Source organism: Spirosoma sp. 48-14 (assembly GCF_001898575.1).
Lineage (GTDB): Bacteria > Bacteroidota > Bacteroidia > Cytophagales > Spirosomataceae > Spirosoma.
The window spans coordinates 80,027-101,910 of the sequence record NZ_MKUD01000070.1; the positions used below are offsets into that span (position 1 = coordinate 80,027).

A 21,884-nucleotide genomic window follows, 5' to 3' on the forward strand; every position below is an offset into this window, starting at 1 on the left:
TCAACTCGCTAGTTTTGAGCAACAGCTAATCGTATCAAGTCATGAAACCGTTTGTGTATATAGTCTTTCTGCTAATCGGCAGCACCAGTTTTGGCCAGTATGTCCCCTTGGGGGCAATCACTATGTGGACAGATGGCTATGTGGTTACGCTCCAGAACGATACCCTTCGTGGGCAGGTACGGGTAGGCTCGCTGATAAACGATTCGCCTGCCAGTATTCTGATTCGTACCAGTGACACTGATAAGATCAAACTGAAAGGGGATGACCTTCGGTTGGTTGCCCAGTGGATTCCTGAATTTTCGTATTCCACGGGATACATTCCCCGTCAGCGGGAAATGGTTGTTTTTGAACGGGTACCTAATCCGCGCCGGAACGGGAAGCCGATGCTGCTGGAGCGACTAACTCCGTTCGGCGGTAGTGTGGCCCTGTATTTTGATGCCGCAGGCTGGAAGAAAATGACCGAATATACCTTTGGTAATTTCACCGTCGAGACCGATTATCAGGACTTTAGCTATATCGTACTCAAAAATGGACAGGAAAGCTGGGTAGCCAAACGGGGGGATATGGAAGTCGTTCACGAAAAACTCTTTGGCGACTGCCCGGCGTTTATTCGAAATTACCCATCAGCCACTCGTCGTAGCTGGCGTGAATTTGGCGAAATGGTGGCTTCCTACAACCAACTATGTTCGAAGGAATAAAAGTTGGTTGGGTTGTGGTAAATCGAGGCAAACGACCACCCGGTCTATCTCACGGAGTGAAAGTTAAAAACAGCCTTATAGCGCAGAATGAAGATTTTAACCGATAGAATTAAAAAATATTAATCCACGACATGGTTTTTGGGGTATATATTGGCGTATCATCCATGTAGCCGTCGCTGTTTGTAGCGACCGATTCCTTATGGTGAGGTTGTCCAATATGTCTCGTTTGCGATTGCTCTGGCAAATTCCCCTTATACTGTTTGTTCTTATTGTTGTGCTGATCCTGGTGAATGAATACGCCATTGCCCGTTCCAGCCGACGCATCAACGATATTCCTTACCGACCAATCAACGCACCCGGTTTTGATGCCGAGCGCAATAGTCTGGATGTGTATGCGCCTACCGACGATCCATCCCGGCCAAAGCCTGTGGTCATGTTTATTCACGGGGGCAGTTGGAACAGTGGCAACAAGAATATCTATGCGTTTATAGGCCGCCGTTTGGCCAAACTAGGTGTAGTGGCTGTGCTGATCAATTACCGATTGGCACCCGCTGTTGAAGTGCCCGATATGGCGGCCGATTGTGCAGAGGCCGTTCGTTGGGTGAGCCAGCATATCGCCGAATACGGGGGCGATTCGTCACGTATCTTTCTGATGGGACATTCGGCCGGTGCCGGGTTAGCCGCCTTACTGGCTACCGACGACCAGATTCTGGCTAAGGTGGGCATGTCGCCCAATCCTGTGAAAGGAGTGATTCTCGATGATCCGGCCGGGTTAGATATGTTCGACTACCTCAGTCGAATGGACTACCCTAACGATGAGCAGTACCTGATTCCTTTCGGGAAAAAGCCGGACGTTTGGCGGAGCGTGTCGGCCTTATATTCATTGACAGCCCATACACCCCCCATGCTGGTCTATGTAGGTGATCAAACGTATCCGAGCATCATCAAAAGTACCGGGCAATTTCTTCAGCGACTCCAGGCGCTGGGAGTTAACCATGAATTTACCAGAATGCCCAATAAAAAACATGTGGGCATGGTTACGCAGTTGTTCTGGAAAAACAACATCATCTACCGCGATTTGCTGGCTTTTGTCGGGGCAAAACGTTGAAAATACCAATCGTTTGCACGATGCCCTACGAAATAACGTCCTGAAACCCTTTTAAATCTGAAAATCAGATAAATAGCGGAATGAACCGATAAATATAAGGCGATTCGCTTACGTTTGCCCGTATGGAAAATGGCGGGCTTAAGACAAACCGATACTTTATTCAGCGAACCAAGGATGGGCTTACTTTAGATAATGATGAGTACCGCGCCTATTTGAGATTGAAATAAGCAGCTATATGTTCACTGTTTCTGCTGAAATTGAGTGATTTTGGGCTTCTTCTAATTTTCTATATTTACAGTAAAGTGCTCAGAGCGAACAGTGTATATGGCCGACATCGACTTATTGAAATATGCATTATACGAATTTGCTGGTATCGACGAGGTTGAATTTGCCCGTTCACTGCCTTATTGGGAAAAGAAGCAGTACCGCAAAGGCGAGTTCTATAACGAGTACAAAAACGTGTGTAAGCATCTGGGCTTTGTGCTGGATGGCTTTTTCAGGGCGTACTGCGTGAATGGCGAGACGGGGGAGGAGAAGAACGTTTTCTTCCTTTCGAAGCACCAGGTTGTCGTATCGTACAAGAGTTTTGTTAATCAGACGCCCTGCAACTACCATACGGAATCGATGGTTGATTCGACGATCTTGTACATTCATATTAATCACCTGACGCAGCTATATCAGCAGTCGCATCAGTGGGAGCGGTTCGGTCGATTGGTGGCCGAAAAAGCGTTTACTATTGCCATGACCCGCACCGAGGATTTTCTCTTTCAGACGCCAGAACAGCGTTATCTCGATCTCATTACCCAACATCCTGAAATCTACAATACCATCCCACTGTATCATATTTCGTCCTATCTGGGTATTCAGGGGCCTTCGTTGAGTCGAATTCGCAAACGAATGGCAGGCCGTTGAGCGCGTTGCTCTTGTGGAGTCGGTTTTGAGAAACCGACTCCACAAGAGCAACTACTTCAGCAAAACCACAGCTTTATTTTATGTCTTTAGTACCATTCCAGGTCTGGTGATTGACGCTGATGATGACACCTTTCTGCCGTAGGTTAGTTTGCAACTCGCTGGTAGCTAGTTGCTGAACGGCTTTTTTCTGACGGAACGCCATAGCCGCTGCAATACCGGCACTGTTGCCCAATTGCATCCAGGTCGATTCGACCCGCAAGGAACAGAAACCCACATGCGAAGCCGATACACATACTGGAACCAGCAGGTTGGTACACTCGTTCGGTTTAGGCGTAATGGCCCGGTACGATACTTCGTATGGCTGCGTAATCGACTCCCAGATGCGCCCCTCATTAACAAATTGGGTTTTCGAGACGGCTACCCGCTGTACGTGGTGGCTGTCGATCCAGTGCGATCCCAGACAAATGGCGTCGGGTTTCGTTCGTTCGTCCAGAATATCCTTCTGCGTCTGGATGTAGGCACCGATCATGCGCCGGGCTTCGCGTACGTACAGGTAATACGGGAAGTTTTCGTTGTCGGTAAATTCATCGGCACTGAACCCATACGAAGCTGTTTCCTGGCGTAACGCGTCCGGGACCGACGGGTCGTTGGCGAGGTAATACATCAGCCCCAGTGTCCAGGCTTTATGGTCGTCGTAGATTGCTTTCCGGCGGGAATAACTGGCCTCCGGGTAATCGACATTGCCGCCGAAATGCCCAAGCGAAATGACTGCTTTCTGCTTGTTGTTGGTTTCAAATTTGCCCTTCGGATAATTCCACGCATACAGGTCGATGATATCGCGCAGTTTTGTTTCAGGATGGTTTTTGAGCAACCGGGTGAGCAACAGGTACCGTTTGGGGTTATACGCGGCCGGTTTGGGAAACGGACGACGGTCGGTATGCGTCGACATCATGAGCCGGAAATTGTAATTCATCACCCGATCACTCGCCTGTCCTTCCGTTAAGGTAGATCGCTCGACAAAGCCGGGAAGTAGCTTGCCCTTGTCGTCGTAAGGCGAGGCATCGATGGGCGTGTCAATAAACCGGACCCCCGCCAGCGATTCGCCGTATTGTTCCCGGTTTTCGCGGCCATGTGTATGCGAGACACCAGCTTTGGCCATCAGATCCCCCTCGTAGGTAGCGTCGATAAACACGGAGCCTGTGTAGCGGTTACCGTTGGTTAAGGTAATCGACTGGATCGTCGTCCCTCGTTTGGTTGCCGACTGCACAAAGGCATCATACACGACCGTTACGTTGGCTTCTTTCAGCAGATCGAGAAACGTTTTTTCGGCAACGTGTGATTCAAAATAAAACGTAGGCCCATTGATACCATAAAACTTGCCTAATCGCTGATAAAATTCCAGCGGTAGACCCGAAATAGTTTCTTCAATCATGTGTTCGGATTCGGCTGTACCGATGCCGCTGGTGTTGAGGCCGCCTACGTGCCGGGTTTGCTCCAGCAGTATGACACGAGCACCTTCGCGGGCGGCTGCTACAGCGGCAATGACTCCACTGGGCGTACCGCCATAAACGACAATATCATACGTGGTTGCCTGATGCGGACTAAACGACTGGAATGTCCAGCAGAGCAGCATCAGACAGAGTGATAGAATGGATTTCATAATAACTGATTTCGTTGACTGCATGATAGAAATGGAACAGATAAGAGTCAGCTAGCCATTAATGGCCGACTAGGTGAATTCGCCTGTAGTAACGTGGGTGGAAACCCGCGATCTTAACTAGATAGCGCGGGTTTCCACCCGCGTTACTAAAAGCCAGGGTTTTGCGTTAAGGCCGGATTGGCATCCCGTTCAAACGTCGGAATTGGGAAAAGCAGGTATTTATCCGTTATTGCGTAGCCCTGCTTCTGGGCGGCTGCCAGTAATTTACCCGTCCGAAGCAAATCCCACCGACGATGCCCTTCGCCTGCCAGTTCCCAGCTCCGTTCCTGCAATACCGCGTCGCGAAACTGAGCCTGTGTTAGTCCGGTCAGATCCTGTGGTCCCGTCGTAGCGCCTTTTCGTGCCCGCGCCCGGACCAGATTGATGGCATTATACGCTTCGGCACTGGGCCCATTCAGTTCGTTCAGCGCTTCGGCATACATGAGCAGTACATCGGCATAACGAATGACCAGGAAGTTGTTGCGAGCCGACGAAGATCCACAGGCATTATAGTCCCAGTATTTGTCGAGGTGTGGCCCCGTACGCGACTGCACCACTGTACCGTCGGCCAGGGTTTTCTGCGTGATGACGGCTACCTGTTTGCGGTAATCGCCCGCTACGAACGAGTTGGCGTACGAGTCGGTGACCTGAAATGAGCCTCCAGTCAGGTTAATGGGATAGCTGAAATAAATGGCAAAATTTGAGGCCATCGAGCTGCCGTACTTAGGCTGGATACAGCTAAACTGAATCGAGAAAATGTGCTCAGGTCCGTTTTCTTTTTCCGGGGTGAATACATCTTTGTAATCCGGCACCAGGCTGTAGGTTTTCGCGTCGATCACCTCTTTCGCTTTGGTAGCCGCATTGGTCCAGTCTTTACGGGTCAGATACACTTTGGCCAGAATCGACTTGGCGGCTCCGACAGTAGCCCGGCCAATTTCGCCAGCGGCTGTATAACTGACAGGCAGCACTTTTTCGGCATCCTGCAAATCCTGAATGATCTGTTGGTATACCTTCTCGGTTGGGTCGCGGGGTATTTTGACGTTGACCACATCGGTCGTTGTTTTTACCACCAGCGGCACATCGCCAAATGCCTGAACCAGATTGAAGAAATGCAACGCCCGGAGAAACTTGGCTTCGCCCACAATCTGATCCCGCAACTTGGTGTCCATCTGAATTTTGGGCACGTTTTCGATCACTCGGTTGGCCCGGTCGATGGTAACGTAGGAGTTGGTATAAAAGCTATCGAAGTAGGTGGTAGAAGCCGTGTATTTGAACTGGTCGATTTCGTTAGCGACCGGATCGCCATCGCTGCGGACCCAGAGGTCTTCTCCGCTTAAATCGCCCAGGATGATCATGGGCATCTGGTAAATGGCTTTGGCCCGGTCGTAAACAGCGTTGATAGCCGTAGTCGCATCGGCTGCATTGTTGAATGAATTGGATTCACTCAAAAAGCTAAGCGGAACTTCTTCCAGATTGCTTTGGCAACCACCCGTAACCAGCAGGCCGCTTAGAAAGGTGAGTAGATATAGGATTCGGTTCATGACAGTCATCGGATTTATTCGTGTCGGTTGACGGATGATAAGAGAGGGATCAGAAAGTGAGGGTGCCACCAATCGTATAGGTACGGGAAACCGGGTAGGCGAAATTGTCGATCCCGTAGGTGGTATTACTGTTGAAATTTGAGTTTACCTCCGGGTCGTAGCCTGAATACTGGGTGAACGTGAGCAGGTTTTGCCCGCTGATGTACACCCGTGCCGCTTTGATGGCTTTTGTTTTGATGGGCAGCCGATACCCCAGCGATACGTTTTTCAGTCGCAGGAAGGAGCCATTTTCGATCAGGTACGAACTGTTCGAAATGTTCCACTGCCGGGCTGATGGGCGATTGTTGGAAGGTTTATCGGTTTGCCAGTGGTCGTCGATAAAGCTTTTCAGGGGTGTGGCGCCGGGGTCGGTTTCGGTAACGCTACGGGTATAATTAAAAATCTGATTGCCCTGTACGCCCTGAAGAAATACGGATAGGTCCAGCCCTTTGTAGGAGACGGTATTTGTCAGGCCATAAATAAACTTGGGTAAGCCGTTGCCAATGATGGTCCGATCGGTTGTGTTGTTGAAAACGCCGTCGCCGTTCACATCTTTAAAACGAGGAGCGCCACCCAGATCGCCCGTTTGCGCGAGTGTTCCGGCCGCTTTAACCGCATCGGTCGATTGCCAGACCCCATCGAACACGCGCCCGTAGAACGAACCAATGGGCTCACCTACTTTTACAATGGTTTGCATACCCGTATTCGGGTCGGTAACCAGATACTGATCGGCATCGGCCAGCTTCAGGACCTTGTTGCGGTTGAACGACAGATTGCCGGAGGTTGTCCATTTAACCTGGCCGGTCGTATTGACCGACGAAATGCCCAGTTCAAAACCGTGGTTCTGTAGACTGCCAATGTTACGGGTTACGGTGGTGAAGCCCGTTGTGGCGGGGAGGTCGATGGCCAGGAGCAGATCGGTGGTCGTTTTGATGTAGTAGTCGGCCGTTACCTGAAAGCGGTTGTTGAGGAAACCCAGATCGACACCCGCATCAAACTGGCCGGTTTTCTCCCAGCGCAGGTCGGGATTGCCAATCGTAGATGCTTGTGTCGTAAGCACTTCGGTGTCGCCAAAGACCGTACGGGAAGTTGCGTAGGAAGACAGTGAATTGTACAACCCAATACCATCGTTACCCGTAAAGCCGTAGCTCAATCGGAATTTCAGATCACTCACTACCGGGCTCGATTTCAGGAAGGGTTCGTCGGATACCCGCCAGGCAAAGGCTCCCGACGGAAAGAAACCATATTTGTTGTTCGTGCCAAATCGGGAAGAACCGTCGATCCGGCCCGTTAGTGTAAACAGGTAGCGATCTTTGAATCGATAGTTGACCCGGCCCAGATAGGAGTTCAGCCCCCATTTTTGTACCGTTGTGGTTGGAGCGATCAGTACGGAGCCCTGCCCCAGGTTATTGGCACCCAGCGTGTAGTTGGCGAAGTTTTGCGCTTCCTGATAGGTACGGTCTTCTCGGTTCGACTGGAAGGTAAGTCCGGCCACAATGTCGAAGGCGTGATTGGTGTTCAGCGTACGCGTATAGGTCAGCGTATTTTCATTTAAGAGATTCACGTTGCTGGAGTTGCCATTGGAGCCATAGCCGTTTAAGGTGTTGGCCACCAGCGTTTGGGGCGTGTAGAATACGTTGCGTCGGCTGGTGAGCAGATCGGTACCAACGCTGACCCGCGCGGTTAGGCCGTCCAGAATCTGATAGTCAGCAAATACGTTTCCTAACACCCGACTGGTATACAATACGTTGGTCGAGGTGCGGAGTACGGCCACCGGATTGGGAATACTGGCCATGCCTGAGCCGGGACCGACATTCAGCAATTGCCAGTTTCCAGTAGCGTCATAGACTGGGCTGGCCGGCGAAATAGTCCGGGCAGCGCCAACGGGCCCGTTGGTGCCAGCCTCGTTGATGCCGTTGTTGATGCTATAGGTAACCAGAAAATTGGTGCCGATCTTCAGCCGATTGCTGAGTTTGGCATCCAGGTTCATACGCCCGGTATACCGTTTGAAATTGTTGGCAATCACAATCCCATCCTGGTTGAAATAACTGCCGCTGATCAGATACCGGAGTTTATCAGTCCCGCCCGATGCCGAAAGCTGGTAGTTCTGCATGGGAGCGGCCCGATAAATTTCCTTCTGCCAGTTGGTACCGACGCCATAGTCCGATGGCTTTTTAGGGTAGGCGGTTGTATAGCCATAGCGTTCAGAAAAGCCAAGATTGCGCAACTGTTCATTTTTAAGGGCGGTTTGGTCTTCGGCCGTAGCCAGATTGAGGAGTTTAGTAATGTTGGATACACCGTAATACGCTTCAAAATCGATATTCGACATCCCCTCTTTACCCCGTCGGGTCGTTACCAGCACTACGCCATTGGCCCCCCTGGACCCGTAAATAGCCGTGGCCGACGCATCTTTCAACACTTCAATGCTCTCAATATCATTGGGATTAATAGTCGATAACACGTTCGGGAAATTGGCGGAGCCGTTAGCCCCCTGTGCCGATGCCGGATTGGTCACGGGAAATCCATCGATCACATACAGGGGGTCGTTACTGGCCGAAATCGAATTGCCACCCCGCACGCGGATTGTTACTCCTCCACCCGGCGCATTCGAGGCATTGGTAACCTGTACGCCACTGACTCGCCCCTGGAGCGCCTGATTGAACGACGAAATTGGTTGTGCTTTAAGCTCATTAGTTCCAATAGAGCTAACGGACCCAGTCAGGTCACGTTTCTTGACTGCTCCGTAGCCAATGACAACGACCTCGCTAAGTGCCTTGTCGTCCGTGGCTAAGCGAATGGAGAGGGTTGTCTGATTGCCAATGGCAATTTCCTGGGTTTGGTATCCGACGAAGCTGAACACCAGTACAGAGCCTTTTTCGGGAACGGCAAGCTGAAACGTGCCCTGGCTATTGGTCGTTGTGCCGCGCTGAGTGCCTTTCAACAAGACACTAACCCCCGGAAGGGCTTCCCCTTTCTCATCGACGACAGTACCGCTAATGAGCTGATCGACGGCCATCATGGCGGGCGTGGGCATAGCCGAACTGGTTGGTTTCTTTCGCAGTACGATGTAATTGCCTGACACCTGATAGCTGATATTCAGGGGTTTCAGCAATCGTTCCAGTACTGTTTCGAGTGGGTCGTTGCTGGCCCGAACCGATACTTTCTGCTGCGTTTCGACCACCTGAGGTACGTAGGTGAATTTAACATTAGCCGCCTTTTCAAGTCGGCGGAGTACGGTTTTTAAATCCCGATTCTCGAATTGAATGGAAATCGGGCGATTCAATAAATCCTGCGCCATACCGTCCCGGGCGGCTGTCAGGCTGACCGAAACCAGGGTAATGAGTAACGGTAAACAGGTGAGTTTCATGAGGGTAAAGAGGGGAAAGGAATCCCGGAATTTTTTCATACTTTTAACCAGTTTTTGTTCGATTGAATTGGAAAGCAAAGGGCAAAAACAGTCCCGTCCCCGCTTTTTCAGGGTTGTTGCAAGGCCGGAAAAGAGAGGAGCGACGTTACATAGGGCCGGACATCGGGTTAATACTGGTTGCAACAGGATTAGCCGGTTGTCCGGTCTTTTTTGTGCAGGAGGTTAGGGTTGCTTCATCGTGAATGGGTTTAGGGTTAACTAATTTGGTTTAGGGGCCTGACAGCCAGGGCCGGTAATCACAATCCGGGTACCCCAGACTTCATACGTAGCGCCAATTGTCTGGCAGATAATATCTAACTTCCGGAAAAGGGGTTCGTTGCCCAGTGGTGCGGTCAGGCTGCAATGGGTAAATGTGGTGGTGTCGTACTGAATGGTGACGCCGTAAGCCTGCTCCAACTTGTGGAAAACCTGGTTGACCGGCGCATTCTCGAACACAAAATACTGACTGCTGCCGGGTTGTTTTAAGAGGGCAGGTTCATCGACCAGGCGTTTGGTGAGTTTTTCGCTGCGGGTGTCGAAAATGGCCTGCTGATTAGGCGTCAACAACAACCGATCGGCAATATTACCCTGATTTTTTGCGGCTTCCAGTAGGGCGTTTAACGTATAAACGGCCACTTTCCCAGTCCGTACCGCTACGGATATGGTTGGACTTCTTGGTGTAGCCTTAATCGTAAAACTCGTGCCGACCACCTGCGTTATCATCTTACCCGTATAGACTAGAAACGGTTGTTGGGCATTGTGGGCAACCTCAAAAAAGCCTTCGCCCTCCAGGTAAATCTCCCGTTTAGCCGAATCAAACGTTTGGGGATAACGGAGTCGGCTTTGCGGTTGTAATACTACCTGGCTACCATCGGTCAGGTGAATGGTAAGGGGTGATTCCGATTCATTGACCCGTTCTACCAGCGATTTGTCCGTATTGCCACCCCATGCATGCTGCGATACAGATCGGTCGTTGGAGCTGGTTTCCACCATAAACCACCAACCGAAGCCAATCATCAGGAGTACAGCAGCCGCAGCCACCCAACTCCATCGGAAGCCAATCGGGCGCTGTATGGGTTCGCTGGTTGGCTCAACCGTATCGACGTCCTGAATCTGATGCTGAATACCCGCCCACATTCGCGTACCCTGCTCCTGCGTAGGCAATCGCTGGATGTTTTCGACTGCCTGTAAAAAGGCTCTGGCTGTAGCGACAACGACTTGCTTTTCGGGATAACGCTCCAGAAAATCGTTCCAGAATGCATCGGTTTCGACGGTTGGTTGACGGACCGACCGCTGAAAAAAGGCATCCTGCGCCAAGTCTTCAACCGTATAATCCCGGTAATGCTGCATGGTTGTCGGGTAAGGGAGTAGCGTGTAACGGCACTTCTAAAAGACAAGAGAGCAGCGACCCTAAAATGTCCCCTTGTTTTTTGAAAAATATTTTTTGTCCCGTTACAGTAATCCAGATCAGGAGAGCCACCAAAGCAGAAAACCCAGCAAAGGGGCCAGATAAGGCGCCTGTTCGCGTAGATGACTTAGGGCTTTATGAAGCGTGTTGCGAACCGATTTTTCGGTAATGCCCATGATCTGAGCGATTTCTTCATTTTTGAAACTCTGGTAGAAGCGGAGTGTAATGACTTCCTGCTCGCGTTGGGGGAGTTTGGCTAACGCCTGGGTTAAACGGTCAATCAGTTGCGACTGCTGTTCCTGACTAATCAGTGCTTGCTCGGCCGAGTAGTCGCTTGATACCGACTGACTGGTTTCGGTTAGCTCAAAGTCAAGCCCCTGTTCTTGTTTGTCCAGGTGGTGGATTTTCCGCCTGAGCGACCGGAATAGGTAAAATTTGACCGATTGGGCTAGTGCAATCGAACGGCGCATACGCCAGATGTCGACGAACAAATCCTGAATGGCATCTTCAACCAGCGCGGTATTGTCGGCTACTTTGTACCCATAGCTGTATAAAATGGCATAAAAACGCTGGTACAGTTCAGCAAAAGCCGCCTGATCGTCCAGTTTCAGGGCGCTCCAGAGTTGCTCATCCGACTGCCATCCGTTATGTAAATCGCCAGCCAAGTTGTTTGTACTTCGGGTTGTGAAATAGATTTTTTTATAAAGTTACTATCTATAATAATATTTCTATTTTTTTGAAGAAATTCATTTTGTTCAGGTAATGACGGTTCAGTAGGCTTTAGTGCCGATTCAGTCGATTGGAACTCGGTGGCCGGGCCATACAGGCACAATTTTGATTCATCATGTCAAAACAGCCATTGTATGCAAACGTCAAAAACGGCTGCGCTTAAGAAGGGGCGCACCATCATCAATCCAATTCTGAAAGACGAGGTTATTTTTCTGGAAACCAGCCGCGAAAGTAATGGGGCTCAGACATTAGTTGAAGTAGTCTTAGCGCCTGGAGGAGGGAACCCCCTGCATTATCACGAGGATTTTTCGGAAGAGTTCACCTGTCTGGAAGGCGAGCTGAGTATTCACCTCGGCAAACAGATCATTCGCCTGAAACCCGGCGAGTCCGCTACTGCTCCTGTTTTAAGTAGGCATCGGTTTTTTAACCAAAGCCAGCAGCCTTGTCGGTTTCGATGCCGGATTGCACCCGGTTGCCCTGGTTTTGAACAAACGCTTCAACTAATGTATGGATTAGCCCGGGATGGTCAGGCGAATGCCCAGGGTATACCGAAAAACCCCTATGCCCTGGGGTATACGATCATGATCGGTGGGACTTGTATGACCGGCTGGATGGCGTTAGTACAACCCCTATTACACTGGCTGGGTCGTCAGGCTGTTCGGAAAGGTGTTGCGGCTGAATTGCAGCGTCGTTATCTGACAATCTGGTAGCACCCTATTTAGGATAAGTTTTTGGGTATCAGTATTCAGTTAGCCTGCTCATCTGCTTGGCCAAACCAATATTACCTGTATTTTTGATGATAAATGATTTGTTTGTCCTATGAAGCGGTGGGCTAAATTTGACCGATACGACTTTCTGATCTATTTGCTGAATTATCCCGCTGTATTCATTGCCAATTACGTCGTTTTTGGTCCTGCTTACTTTCAGGATCGGTCGCTGTTTCTGGGGGCTACGCTTATCGTCAATAGTTGGGGTATTGTCATTTTTGTGACGTTGACCCTCTGGATGAAATACATGCGATTTGTGTATGGCGCCCCCGATCAGTTTGGTCAGCGGCTTCTCTACTCCATGCTCATGTATGTCGGCGTGATGATGTCGGTTATTCTGTCGATCTACTGGATTTACGACCAGCTTGGCTACCCTTACAAACCCGAAACCATTCCATGGGTATTAATGATCGGCTTCGTGACCAACGTTACATCGGCTGGCTGTCATGAGTCTATATTCACCTACAACCAGTTGCGGGAAAGCACCCAGCGTGAATATCGGTTGAAGCAGTTACACATGCAGCAGCAGATGGATGTGCTGAAGCAGCAGGTTAATCCGCATTTCCTGTTCAACAGCCTCAATTCGTTGCTTACCTTGATTGGTGAGAATCCCAGCCAGGCAGAAATCTTTACCGAAGAGTTAAGTTCGGTTTACCGCTATGTGTTGCGGGCAAATGAACAGGACCTGACCGACCTGGCTACCGAGCTGGATTTTATCAACTCATACACGCATTTGCTGAAGACGCGCTATGGAGCTGGCTTTCAGTTAACTGTACAGGTCGATTCGCGCTTCCAGTCGTTTCAATTGCCGCCGTTGACCTTACAGCTACTGGTCGAGAACGCCGTCAAGCATAACATCGTAATGAAAAGCAGGCCACTTACAGTCGACATTCAAACCGATGGACTCGCTAATCTGCATGTTCGGAACAATATCCAGAAGAAAAAACAGGGCGTTGTGTCGAATGGCGTTGGTCTGACAAATATTCTGGCTAAGTACGAAATGCTGGGACAGCCCCGGCCATCGGTTCGCGAAGAAACGGGTCAGTTTGTCGTCGCCTTACCCCTGATCCCAGCTTAGTTTAAGCCGCTGTAATACCACACGCTATGCAAGTTCTGATTATTGAAGACGAAGATTTAGCCGCTCTGCGATTAACCCGGTTACTAGCTGAACTAGAACCGCAAATACAGGTAGTTGAAACGATTTCGAGTGTTGAAGCGTCTGTCAAGTACCTGCAAAGTGAACCCGCTCCTGATCTGATCTTTATGGATATTGAGCTGGCCGATGGACAGAGTTTCGAGATTTTCGAACAGGTCCTGGTGCCTGCCCCTGTTATTTTTACCACCTCCTATGATGCGTACGCGATAAAGGCCTTCAAGGTGAACAGCGTCGATTATTTGCTGAAGCCCATCAAGCAGCCTGAACTGGCAGCGAGTCTGCGTAAATACCATCAACTAAATCCCCAGCCCGAATCGACCGTGCGGCAGGTAGAAGCCATCGACGCGCTGATACAGCAGTTGCGCCAGCAAACGCAAGCCCCTGAGTATCGACGTCGGTTTCTGGTTCGGCATTTGTCACAGTGGTTACCTGTTGACGTTAGCGAGATTGCCTACTTCCACTCCGAAGAGCGGGTTACCTTGTTCCGTACGTTTAAAGGGCAAAAATTTTCGCTGGATTACCCACTGGACGAACTGGAAACCCTGCTCGATCCGACGCAGTTTTTTCGGATAAGCCGACAGTTTATAGTTAGTATCAATGCTGTGCAGCAGATTCATCCGCACGACCATCATAAGCTTAAACTTTTTCTCGACCCGGCCCCCGCTGAGGATGTATTGGTAAGCCGGGAACGAACGGCTGCTTTTAAAACGTGGATGGGCAAATGAAGCAGGCTATTACAGTTCCTGCATCACAAAACTCTCATTCGGATTCGCCTGTACAACAAATGTCTTACTAACAGTCTGGCCGCCCGTAGTCAGTGTCAGTCGGTAGGTGCCTGTGCTTAAGTTCGAGACGTCGAATTGTTGGTGCAATCCTTTCTGAAGAGCCACACGGCTTGTATAAATAGCCTGACCATTGGCATCCAAAATGGTAAGCTGGCCTTTGGTTTGGAGCGGTTGCACGTAGAGTTTTATTTTATGGTCGCTGGTCATGACCACGCGGGTATCGGAGGCCGAAGCAGGGGCAGTTGAAGCATGGGCAAACGATGCGGTACTGGCTACCAGGCTCAGCATCAGAACAAGTACTTTTTTCATGGCTTATAGATGTTATGGTTTGTAGACCGCGTCGGCGATCTGATGGAACAAAGTTGCATCCGGGTTTAATGGCCAGAAAATTGAAGACGATGAGTGCCCGAAATAGCAGGATGAATTTGGGCTTTTGCTGGATGAATACGCTACTAGGCTATGGTTATCAGTCTTTTATGTTATTTTTATTTAGGATATTTTGGTGAAGTTTTTGGCTTGTGGTAAGCTTGTCTACGTTCAGAGCCTAGATGATCGAATAGGGTAGTAAGCTATTGGTCAATAAGCCAATAAACGCTCATGGATGAGACGAATGATCTGTACCCCATAATAGGTTATTCATACCAATTGAGTTTCTAATCGTCATCCGGTCTATATTCAGCTCGGCTAACAGATCGTCCGTTTGTGTCGTATGAAAAGAAAAATAAGGCAATTTCTCAACGAACCCTTGCAGGCACAGATTCGCGACGTGCAAACCCAGCTTCGGCAAGCCAAAGAAGATAACGTGGCTACTAAACTGGTGACGGGGGCCGTACTGGCGAAACTGGCAAAAGGGGCGAAGTCTCTGAGGGAAGCAGAATTTAAAGTATTTTCCCAGTTTGGTGATGATGGTATTATTCAGTACTTAATCAGTCGTGTTAAGCCCCGTGTGGATACCTTTATTGAGTTTGGGGTTGAAGATTATGAGGAAGCGAATACCCGGTTTTTGTTACTGAATGATAACTGGAAGGGGCTGATTATCGATGGGTCGTCATTCTTCATCGACGCTATTAAGGCAAGTTCATTTTTCTGGCGTTATAGCCTAAAAGCTATTGCGAGTTTTGTCACCGCTGAAAACATCAATCAGTTGCTCCTTAGTAGTGGGCTTACTGGGCAGATCGGGTTGCTCAGTATTGATGTGGATGGCAATGATTACTGGATCTGGAAAGCCATCACCGTGGTTGAGGCCGATATTGTCGTTATTGAATACAATAGTGTGTTTGGGGCTGAGCGAGCGATTAGTGTTCCTTATAAACCTGATTTTGTGCGTGAGCAAGCGCATTACTCATACTTATACTTCGGCGCTTCACTCCCTGCATTATATAACCTGGCCATTGAAAAAGGATATGCATTTGTAGGCTGTAATCAGGCAGGGAACAATGCCTACTTTGTCAAGCGGGAGAAATTGAATGGTATAGCTGAACTATCTGTTGAAGAAGGCTATGTGTATTCTCGTTTTCGGGAAAGTCGAAATCAGGAAGGGCAAATGTCTTTTCTGGATGGCGTCGAGCGAAGCGCCCTGCTTGAAGGCCTTCCAGTTATTAACACAGTAACGAATAAAGACGAATACTTGTAAGAGTACAACGATTCGGGCTTCTCTAATACCCAGTACAGGCCAGTAGTTTCAACATCACAGTGAACATAGCTTATGATAGCGTTGGTTATGATGTTGAAACTTGACTCAACAACGTCTACGCCCGAATTCGATCAGGGTTGTAACCGACCCAGATGCGTAAGGGGTAGGGTTTACGAAGTTAGTAACCAAGGCTGCCTGACTCCATAAACCCTACCCCTTGAGACAGGTAAATCTTCTCGGTTATTGACCACCTGAAGGGAGTTTTTGGGGCGTAGTGGTTGGTCCTAAGACCTTAATAGTGCCTTGCCCTACTTCCATCCGGTCAAGAAAAACGACCCGCTCGTCGCCGGTTTTTGATGTTCTGGCGTGATAAACGCAAAACATCTCTTTCCCATCCGGTGAGTAAGCAATGCTATTATGCCCGGTTCCCGTAACCGAGCCCCCGTTGGGCGTGTTTTTCGCTACGATTGGGTTATTGGCGGCTTTTTTATAGGGTCCTAACGGTGAACTGGCGGTGGCATACCCAATGGCGTAATGCTGTCCACCAAAATAATTGGCCGAATACATCATATAATACGTGTTCCCCTTCCGGAAAGTGACTGAACCTTCTGTCCAGCGCCGGTTTACTTCGCGAGCCGTTACGGAGCGGCTTTCCCATTCCGACTGCGTATCGTCTAGCTTAACAGGCGGTCGTAACAAGAGAACGGGCTGACCAACGACTCCCGAAAAATCAGGTTTGAGTTCGACACCGTATACCCAGCTTTCTTCAATCTGGTTAAACCAGCCTTTTTGGCGGGCTAAATCGGCTACTTCACTCTCGACCGGATGTTTGTAGCAACAACGCGAGTAGTATAGATACGCTTTACCATTGGTGTCGAAAAAAACATTGGCATCAATGATGGGATACCCTGGATCAAAAATGGGTTTGTTCGCCAGATCAATGAAGGGACCCGTCGGTTTATCGGCTACGGCTACGCCAATCCGGAAGTTTTCTTCCTCATGCGTTGGATTGACTTTCCATTGAGCACTGTAAAAAAGGTAGTACTTGCCCTTTACCTCGTAGACTTCCGGCGCCCAGTAGGCACCGCCCCAATTCGCGTCTGGATCGCTCCAGCCCTGAGGATTGTCGTGAAAATAGACCTGTCTTTCCCGCTTCCAGTTTACCAGATCGTTGGACGAGTAAGCGACAAATCCCTTATTGGCCCCTGCGCCTGTGCCGTACATATAGTACTTACCTTTTGTATGCAGAACAAACGGATCGCCAAATTGAACCGATAAAGGGTTCGAATAAGTGGTTTGAGCTGGCGATACTTTTTGCGACGTCTGGGCTGTTGACTGGTAGCAAAACAGACTAAAAGAAACGAGAAGCAAAAACAGTTTTTTTATCATAGCCATGGTTGTTTCCTGGGTGAGACTGCGCTCAAAGCCTTTTTGTGAAGAAGGTCTACCTAAGAAATGGATAAATTGGGAGTAGGTTAACAGGTAAAGAGGTAACGGTTGTTTGGAACGATTCGCATCGAATACCAGAAGACAGTCTTGATTGCTCACCAGCGTTAGTGAATGGCCAGCAGATCAATCTGGAAGACAAGAATCGAATGGGCGGGAATATCTCCCTGCTGTTGATCGCCATAGGCTAACGAAGGTGGTAAATACAACGTAATTCGGCCACCCGGTGCAATAAGCGGAATTCCTTCCTGCCAGCCCACAATTAGTTGATTAAGGCCAAAGCGAACGTCATCCCCACTATCGAAACGGGTGCCATCGGTTAAATGTCCCTCATAATTGACACTGACGTTGGAGCAAACAGTGGGTTTAGCGCCACTACCCGCGTTCTGAATGGTGTAATAGAATCCCCGCTTATCGGCAGTAGCCTTAATCTGTTTCGATTCGATGAATTGTTTGAGCTGCGCTATTTCCTGGTCAGGCGCTGTTATTGTGACTGGCGTTGGTTCACAGGGGGGCTGATTGGATGACTGACAATTCGCTAGAAGACAAAGACTGATTAGTCCGATTCCAGCCGTAGTGAATAAGGTTCTAAACATAGTCGCAAGGTAGGGCTTTTCCGAAAGAGTTTCTCATGGGAGTGCGACCTTACTCGTATCCATGTGATTGGTTGACCCGTCAGCGTAACAAGCTCACACATAAAAGCGAGCTTAGTCTGTTGCTCATTTGCTGAAAGGGCTATTCTAGTAAATGGCTGGAAGCTTGTAAATCGTAAATTTTTTGAAAAATTATCGGCTCTTTTTTCAGTAGCGAAAACAATTCTTGCTGTAAGTCGTTTTATACGTACAATCGCTGATAGACGGGGATGCTGTGAAAAGCACCTGATTAGAGATAATAACTGTTCTAGTAAGCGAATCAAAAGCCAGGTGATCTCGTGTCGTCTGGCTTTCTTTTTTGTGATAAAGGCTTGGTCAGTAACCCGCCGTCGTTGCAGTTGATTTCCTGGGCCAATTGGTAAGGCATAGCAGAATAAGTGTATGAGATTAAAACAATTTGTTTACTCTTCGACTTCCACAACCAATCAATGTTGAGTAAGCCGATGAAACCTGTTTTCCGTTTCCAACCTCCCATTTTTCGTAGTTGTTGGGTTGACCGTTCCATGATAGCCTTTCTGGTTTTGACAGTTATCGGCATGCCATTTTATCCTATTCATTCTGTATGCCATCCATAACGCGCCGACTGCACATTGCCATTCTGGGTGGAGGCCCCAGCGCTTTGTTTATTTACAAACGACTAGTTGAATCCCAGCGTACTGATTTACAGATTGATATCTTTGAGCGGTCGAGCCAGTTGGGAGCCGGGATGCCGTACAGTAAAGCCGGGGCTTGCTCAGAACATGTAACGAATGTTTCGGGTAATGAAATTCCAGAGCTGGTCACCTCCTTGCCGGAATGGATAAAAAACCAGCCGGTTGACCAATTGAAACCCTTTCAACTGGACCCTTCTACGATCAGCCCTTACCGCGTAGTTCCTCGCTTACTCTTTGGCCAATACCTGGCTGCCCAGTTTGATTTACTGCAACAGCAGGCCTTGGTTCGTGGAGTCGATACCCAGGTCCACCTCAACTGCCCGGTGATTGACATCCGCGATGAGCCAGACCGTCAGCAAACTTGGGTGCAAACCACGGACCAACACTGGCACTGCTTCGATAAGGTAATTATCTGTACGGGCCATTACTGGCCGATCCGCCATGAAGGCAAGGTACCGCACTACTTCGATTCGCCTTACCCACCCACCAAACTGGCTCATACGTTCAATCATCCCGTTGCCATTCGGGGCGCATCGCTGACAGCCATCGACGCCATACGCACGTTGGCGCGTCATAATGGCCATTTCGAGGCTGATGCTACGGATCGACTTACTTATCATCGAGCTGAAACATCTCCTGATTTCAAACTGGTATTGCATTCGCGCGAGGGGCTGCTACCTGCCATTCGGTTTCATCTGGAAGAGCCGCTCATTTCGCAGGATGATCAGCTAAGTCCAGAGATGATTGCGGCTAATCGGCAACAAAATCAAGGATTTTTGTCACTGGATTTCGTTTTCGAAAAAGCGTTTAAAGACGCTTTCCGGCAAAAAGATCCTGCGTTTTATGCGCGCATTCGTAACCTGAATCTGGAGGATTTCGTTGAACAGGTGATGGCGATGCGGGAACAACAGGATCCATTTGTGCTTTTTGCCAACGAATATCAGCAGGCCGAACAGTCTATTCATCAACGGCAGTCCATCTACTGGAAAGAAATGCTGGCGGTACTGAGTTATGCTTTGAATTACCCCGCTAAATACTTTTCAGCAGAAGATATGCAGCGGTTAAAAACGGTGCTGATGCCGTTGATTTCTATAGTCATCGCTTTTGTTCCGCAGAGTTCAGCCCGAGAGCTATTGGCTTTATACGAAGCTGGATTACTGACACTTATACCCGTTGGCGGAGATAGTGAGGTGATTGCCCATCCACAGGGCGGAGCAACCTATCAGTATCTGGATGCGGAAAATCGCCCTCAGTCGGTGTACTATCACACATTCGTGGATTGTATCGGTCAGCCGCATCTGGCTTTTGAGGAGTTCCCCTTCAAGAGCTTGCTAACTGGCAAAACGATTAGCCCGGCCCGCTTACAGTATCAATCGGATGAGCAGGGTCGGGCTGCCTGCCAGCAAGGTCAGGAAGGAGTAGAGTTGTCGACTGATGGGAAGTATTATCTGAAAGTGCCAGGTTTAGCCATCAATGATGACTTTCAGGTTGTTGATCAGCAGGGACAGCCAAACCCGCGCTTATACATTATGGCCGTGCCGCACATCGGGGGCTATAATCCCGACTACTCGGGGCTTGATTTCGCAGAAGCAGCTTCGGATCGCATTGGCCATCGGTTGCTGACCGATAATCCGAAAGCCTGATCGATTACAGCTCGAAGCAACGAAACACAGCTAGTTTACCTTTATGATTGTTACCAGTAAAGATTTTGGGTGGGAGGTGATCCATCAACAGGCCCACGGCTTGTTAGCTTTTCAACTGGCCCTGCATTGGGCACCTGATAAACGACCGATTAGCTGGGCCGAGACCCTGGTGGCGCTTACGGAACACGACGACGGACAGGATACCTGGGAGGCACGCCACCATCTCACACAGGCGGGGGCTCCTCTGGACTTTACCATACAGCAGTATTCAGTAGCACAGGCCCAGCGAATGGTAGAGATCGCTCTGGAGAAAAGTCGCTGGAACGCTCTGATGGTGTCAATGCACGCTTCATTTCTGTATGAGCCCCTTCGCAAGGAACAGGCGGAGCTGAAAGAATTTCTGGACCAACAGCGTAAGAATCAGCGCGATTGGCTGCGAATGATGAAGGCTACAACAGCCGAGGCACAGTATGCTTACGCTTTTTTGCAGTGGTGTGATGCCTTCTCGTTGCTCTTATGTCAGGATAAGATACCTGTCGATGGTCGGCGATTGGAAATTAGCCGGGGACCAGACGATGTACCGTATTTTGTTGCCAAAGCGCCCGACGATTCGCTATGCGTCGATCCCTGGCCTTTTGACGTAGACTCCTTTGTGGTAGGCGTTGAAGCTTTTCAGCTAAACCAATTAGCCTTTAAAAATGATAAGGAGTTGTATGATGCGATTCAACAGGCTGATATTCTTCGCCATGAGTGGCGGATCAGTAATACAGCTCGCTAGGGTCGAGTGCCCGATTCGAGTAACCGAATCGGGCACTAAGCTTCCGAAGAGTCGGTACGGAATCCTTTTCCCTGATCATCTAGGGCAGATCCGTACAAAAGGCGAGGCTGGTTTTTAGATCAGTTTCCCGATTGAAATTGATTGAGTTCTCTTTCAGGTATTGCTTGACGGCCTGTTTGTTTTTAGCGAATAAATGCAGAAATCCGGCTTGGCTTGCCGGATGAAATTTGCCGTTGCTATCCCGTAATCTGAACTCCTCTTTTTTTGAAAATAACATATCGCTATGGGTGTCTAATCGGGCTAATGATCCGTTGACACCTGAATAGGTCGTGGTGGTTCGTATCGCTGAGGCACCCGTCGATTGTTTGTAGCCACCTTCCTTTTCCCGGTCAATTAAAACCATGGTTCGTTTAATCAGCAGCTGGGCTGAACGATAGGCTGATGCCAGCTGCCAATAGGTCTTTGGGTACTCATAATAAAACGAGTCGGGGCCGATAATCACGAGCTGAACGGTGGGGTCATTTTCTAAGGCCAGTGTATCGCCGGTAGCGTTAATAAAATGCATCTCATTCAAAAATAGATTGTAGTTGAACCGGGCTGCCGACGACTTATTGGAGGTATAAACAAGCTTTCCCATTGTAAAAGCCGGGTATTGGTAACGGTCATTGAAGGAGAGAGAATTTGTCAGATTCTCTCCCGCTTTGACCCGGATATACTGATTGCTCTGCGCAGCGACCATCGACTGCATACCAATCAACAAGAAACAAATGAGCGATAAAAATTTCATGGCTAAGGATAATAGAGAAGTGTAACGGTGAACCAACGCTTAC

The 21,884-nt window shown here is 49.2% G+C and carries 18 protein-coding genes; 9 read left to right on the top strand and 9 right to left on the bottom strand.

The genetic code is table 11. The annotated features are described in order from the left end of the window. Positions 1 to 41 precede the first annotated feature (41 nt). From BGO59_RS29615 to BGO59_RS29625, 3 genes are all read left to right on the top strand, one after another. Positions 42 to 698, top strand: coding sequence for a hypothetical protein (locus BGO59_RS29615; protein WP_293690127.1), 657 nt, complete (start codon positions 42 to 44; stop codon positions 696 to 698). A 217-nt stretch (positions 699 to 915) separates the two neighbouring features. Beyond that, positions 916 to 1,806: an alpha/beta hydrolase gene (locus tag BGO59_RS29620; protein WP_293690130.1), complete on the top strand. Its 891-nt coding sequence runs from the start codon at positions 916 to 918 to the stop codon at positions 1,804 to 1,806. A gap of 324 nt (positions 1,807 to 2,130) precedes the next feature. Continuing rightward, positions 2,131 to 2,718, top strand: a complete 588-nt coding sequence (locus BGO59_RS29625) for a Crp/Fnr family transcriptional regulator (RefSeq protein WP_293690133.1) — start codon at positions 2,131 to 2,133, stop codon at positions 2,716 to 2,718. Between the two features lie 73 nt (positions 2,719 to 2,791). Here BGO59_RS29625 and BGO59_RS29630 read toward each other — a convergent pair whose 3' ends face one another. From BGO59_RS29630 to BGO59_RS29650, 5 genes are all read right to left on the bottom strand, one after another. Continuing rightward, positions 2,792 to 4,378, bottom strand: coding sequence for an FAD-dependent oxidoreductase (locus BGO59_RS29630; RefSeq protein WP_293690136.1), 1,587 nt, complete (start codon positions 4,376 to 4,378; stop codon positions 2,792 to 2,794). 146 nt (positions 4,379 to 4,524) lie between these two features. Continuing rightward, complete coding sequence (locus BGO59_RS29635) at positions 4,525 to 5,958, bottom strand: RagB/SusD family nutrient uptake outer membrane protein (protein WP_293690138.1); 1,434 nt, start codon at positions 5,956 to 5,958, stop codon at positions 4,525 to 4,527. A gap of 49 nt (positions 5,959 to 6,007) precedes the next feature. After that, on the bottom strand, positions 6,008 to 9,403 hold the full coding sequence (locus tag BGO59_RS29640) for a TonB-dependent receptor (RefSeq protein WP_293690141.1): 3,396 nt from the start codon (positions 9,401 to 9,403) through the stop codon (positions 6,008 to 6,010). A 219-nt stretch (positions 9,404 to 9,622) separates the two neighbouring features. Next, positions 9,623 to 10,753 carry a FecR family protein gene (locus BGO59_RS29645; protein ID WP_293690144.1) on the bottom strand — a complete coding sequence of 377 codons (1,131 nt, stop codon included), beginning with the start codon at positions 10,751 to 10,753 and terminating at the stop codon, positions 9,623 to 9,625. A gap of 117 nt (positions 10,754 to 10,870) precedes the next feature. Continuing rightward, entirely contained in the window at positions 10,871 to 11,476 is a 606-nt protein-coding gene (locus BGO59_RS29650) for a sigma-70 family RNA polymerase sigma factor (RefSeq protein ID WP_293690147.1), read from the bottom strand. Between the two features lie 198 nt (positions 11,477 to 11,674). Here BGO59_RS29650 and BGO59_RS29655 point away from each other — a divergent pair, with 198 nt between their 5' ends. The 3 genes from BGO59_RS29655 to BGO59_RS29665 all read left to right on the top strand — a co-directional run bounded on the left by BGO59_RS29655 (position 11,675) and on the right by BGO59_RS29665 (position 14,188). Beyond that, a complete protein-coding gene (locus tag BGO59_RS29655; RefSeq protein ID WP_293690150.1) occupies positions 11,675 to 12,250 on the top strand; it encodes a cupin domain-containing protein in 576 nt (191 codons plus the stop codon). Between the two features lie 109 nt (positions 12,251 to 12,359). Further along, positions 12,360 to 13,385, top strand: a complete 1,026-nt coding sequence (locus BGO59_RS29660) for a sensor histidine kinase (protein ID WP_293690153.1) — start codon at positions 12,360 to 12,362, stop codon at positions 13,383 to 13,385. 26 nt (positions 13,386 to 13,411) lie between these two features. After that, positions 13,412 to 14,188, top strand: coding sequence for a LytTR family DNA-binding domain-containing protein (locus tag BGO59_RS29665; RefSeq protein ID WP_293690156.1), 777 nt, complete (start codon positions 13,412 to 13,414; stop codon positions 14,186 to 14,188). A gap of 9 nt (positions 14,189 to 14,197) precedes the next feature. Here the strand turns inward: BGO59_RS29665 and BGO59_RS29670 are convergent, their stop codons facing one another. After that, on the bottom strand, positions 14,198 to 14,557 hold the full coding sequence (locus BGO59_RS29670; protein ID WP_293690159.1) for a T9SS type A sorting domain-containing protein: 360 nt from the start codon (positions 14,555 to 14,557) through the stop codon (positions 14,198 to 14,200). Positions 14,558 to 14,957: 400 nt separating this feature from the next. On the opposite strand from BGO59_RS29670, the gene BGO59_RS29675 reads away from it, so the two are divergent. Continuing rightward, complete coding sequence (locus tag BGO59_RS29675) at positions 14,958 to 15,881, top strand: hypothetical protein (protein ID WP_293690162.1); 924 nt, start codon at positions 14,958 to 14,960, stop codon at positions 15,879 to 15,881. A 240-nt stretch (positions 15,882 to 16,121) separates the two neighbouring features. On the opposite strand, the gene BGO59_RS29680 is transcribed toward BGO59_RS29675, so the two are convergent. Beyond that, positions 16,122 to 17,270 carry a glycoside hydrolase family 43 protein gene (locus BGO59_RS29680; protein ID WP_293690165.1) on the bottom strand — a complete coding sequence of 383 codons (1,149 nt, stop codon included), beginning with the start codon at positions 17,268 to 17,270 and terminating at the stop codon, positions 16,122 to 16,124. A 164-nt stretch (positions 17,271 to 17,434) separates the two neighbouring features. Next, the gene (locus BGO59_RS29685; RefSeq protein ID WP_293690168.1) at positions 17,435 to 17,923 is read right to left on the bottom strand and encodes an FKBP-type peptidyl-prolyl cis-trans isomerase; all 489 of its coding nucleotides are present in this window, start codon (positions 17,921 to 17,923) and stop codon (positions 17,435 to 17,437) included. A 619-nt stretch (positions 17,924 to 18,542) separates the two neighbouring features. Between BGO59_RS29685 and BGO59_RS29690 the strand changes: the two genes are divergently transcribed. Then, complete coding sequence (locus BGO59_RS29690) at positions 18,543 to 20,276, top strand: FAD/NAD(P)-binding protein (RefSeq protein ID WP_293690171.1); 1,734 nt, start codon at positions 18,543 to 18,545, stop codon at positions 20,274 to 20,276. A 43-nt stretch (positions 20,277 to 20,319) separates the two neighbouring features. Next, positions 20,320 to 21,054 carry a DUF3891 family protein gene (locus tag BGO59_RS29695; protein ID WP_293690174.1) on the top strand — a complete coding sequence of 245 codons (735 nt, stop codon included), beginning with the start codon at positions 20,320 to 20,322 and terminating at the stop codon, positions 21,052 to 21,054. Positions 21,055 to 21,133: 79 nt separating this feature from the next. Here BGO59_RS29695 and BGO59_RS29700 read toward each other — a convergent pair whose 3' ends face one another. Then, positions 21,134 to 21,841 (bottom strand): hypothetical protein, encoded by a 708-nt coding sequence (locus tag BGO59_RS29700; RefSeq protein WP_293690177.1) that lies wholly within the window; start codon positions 21,839 to 21,841, stop codon positions 21,134 to 21,136. Between the last annotated feature and the right edge of the window lie 43 nt (positions 21,842 to 21,884).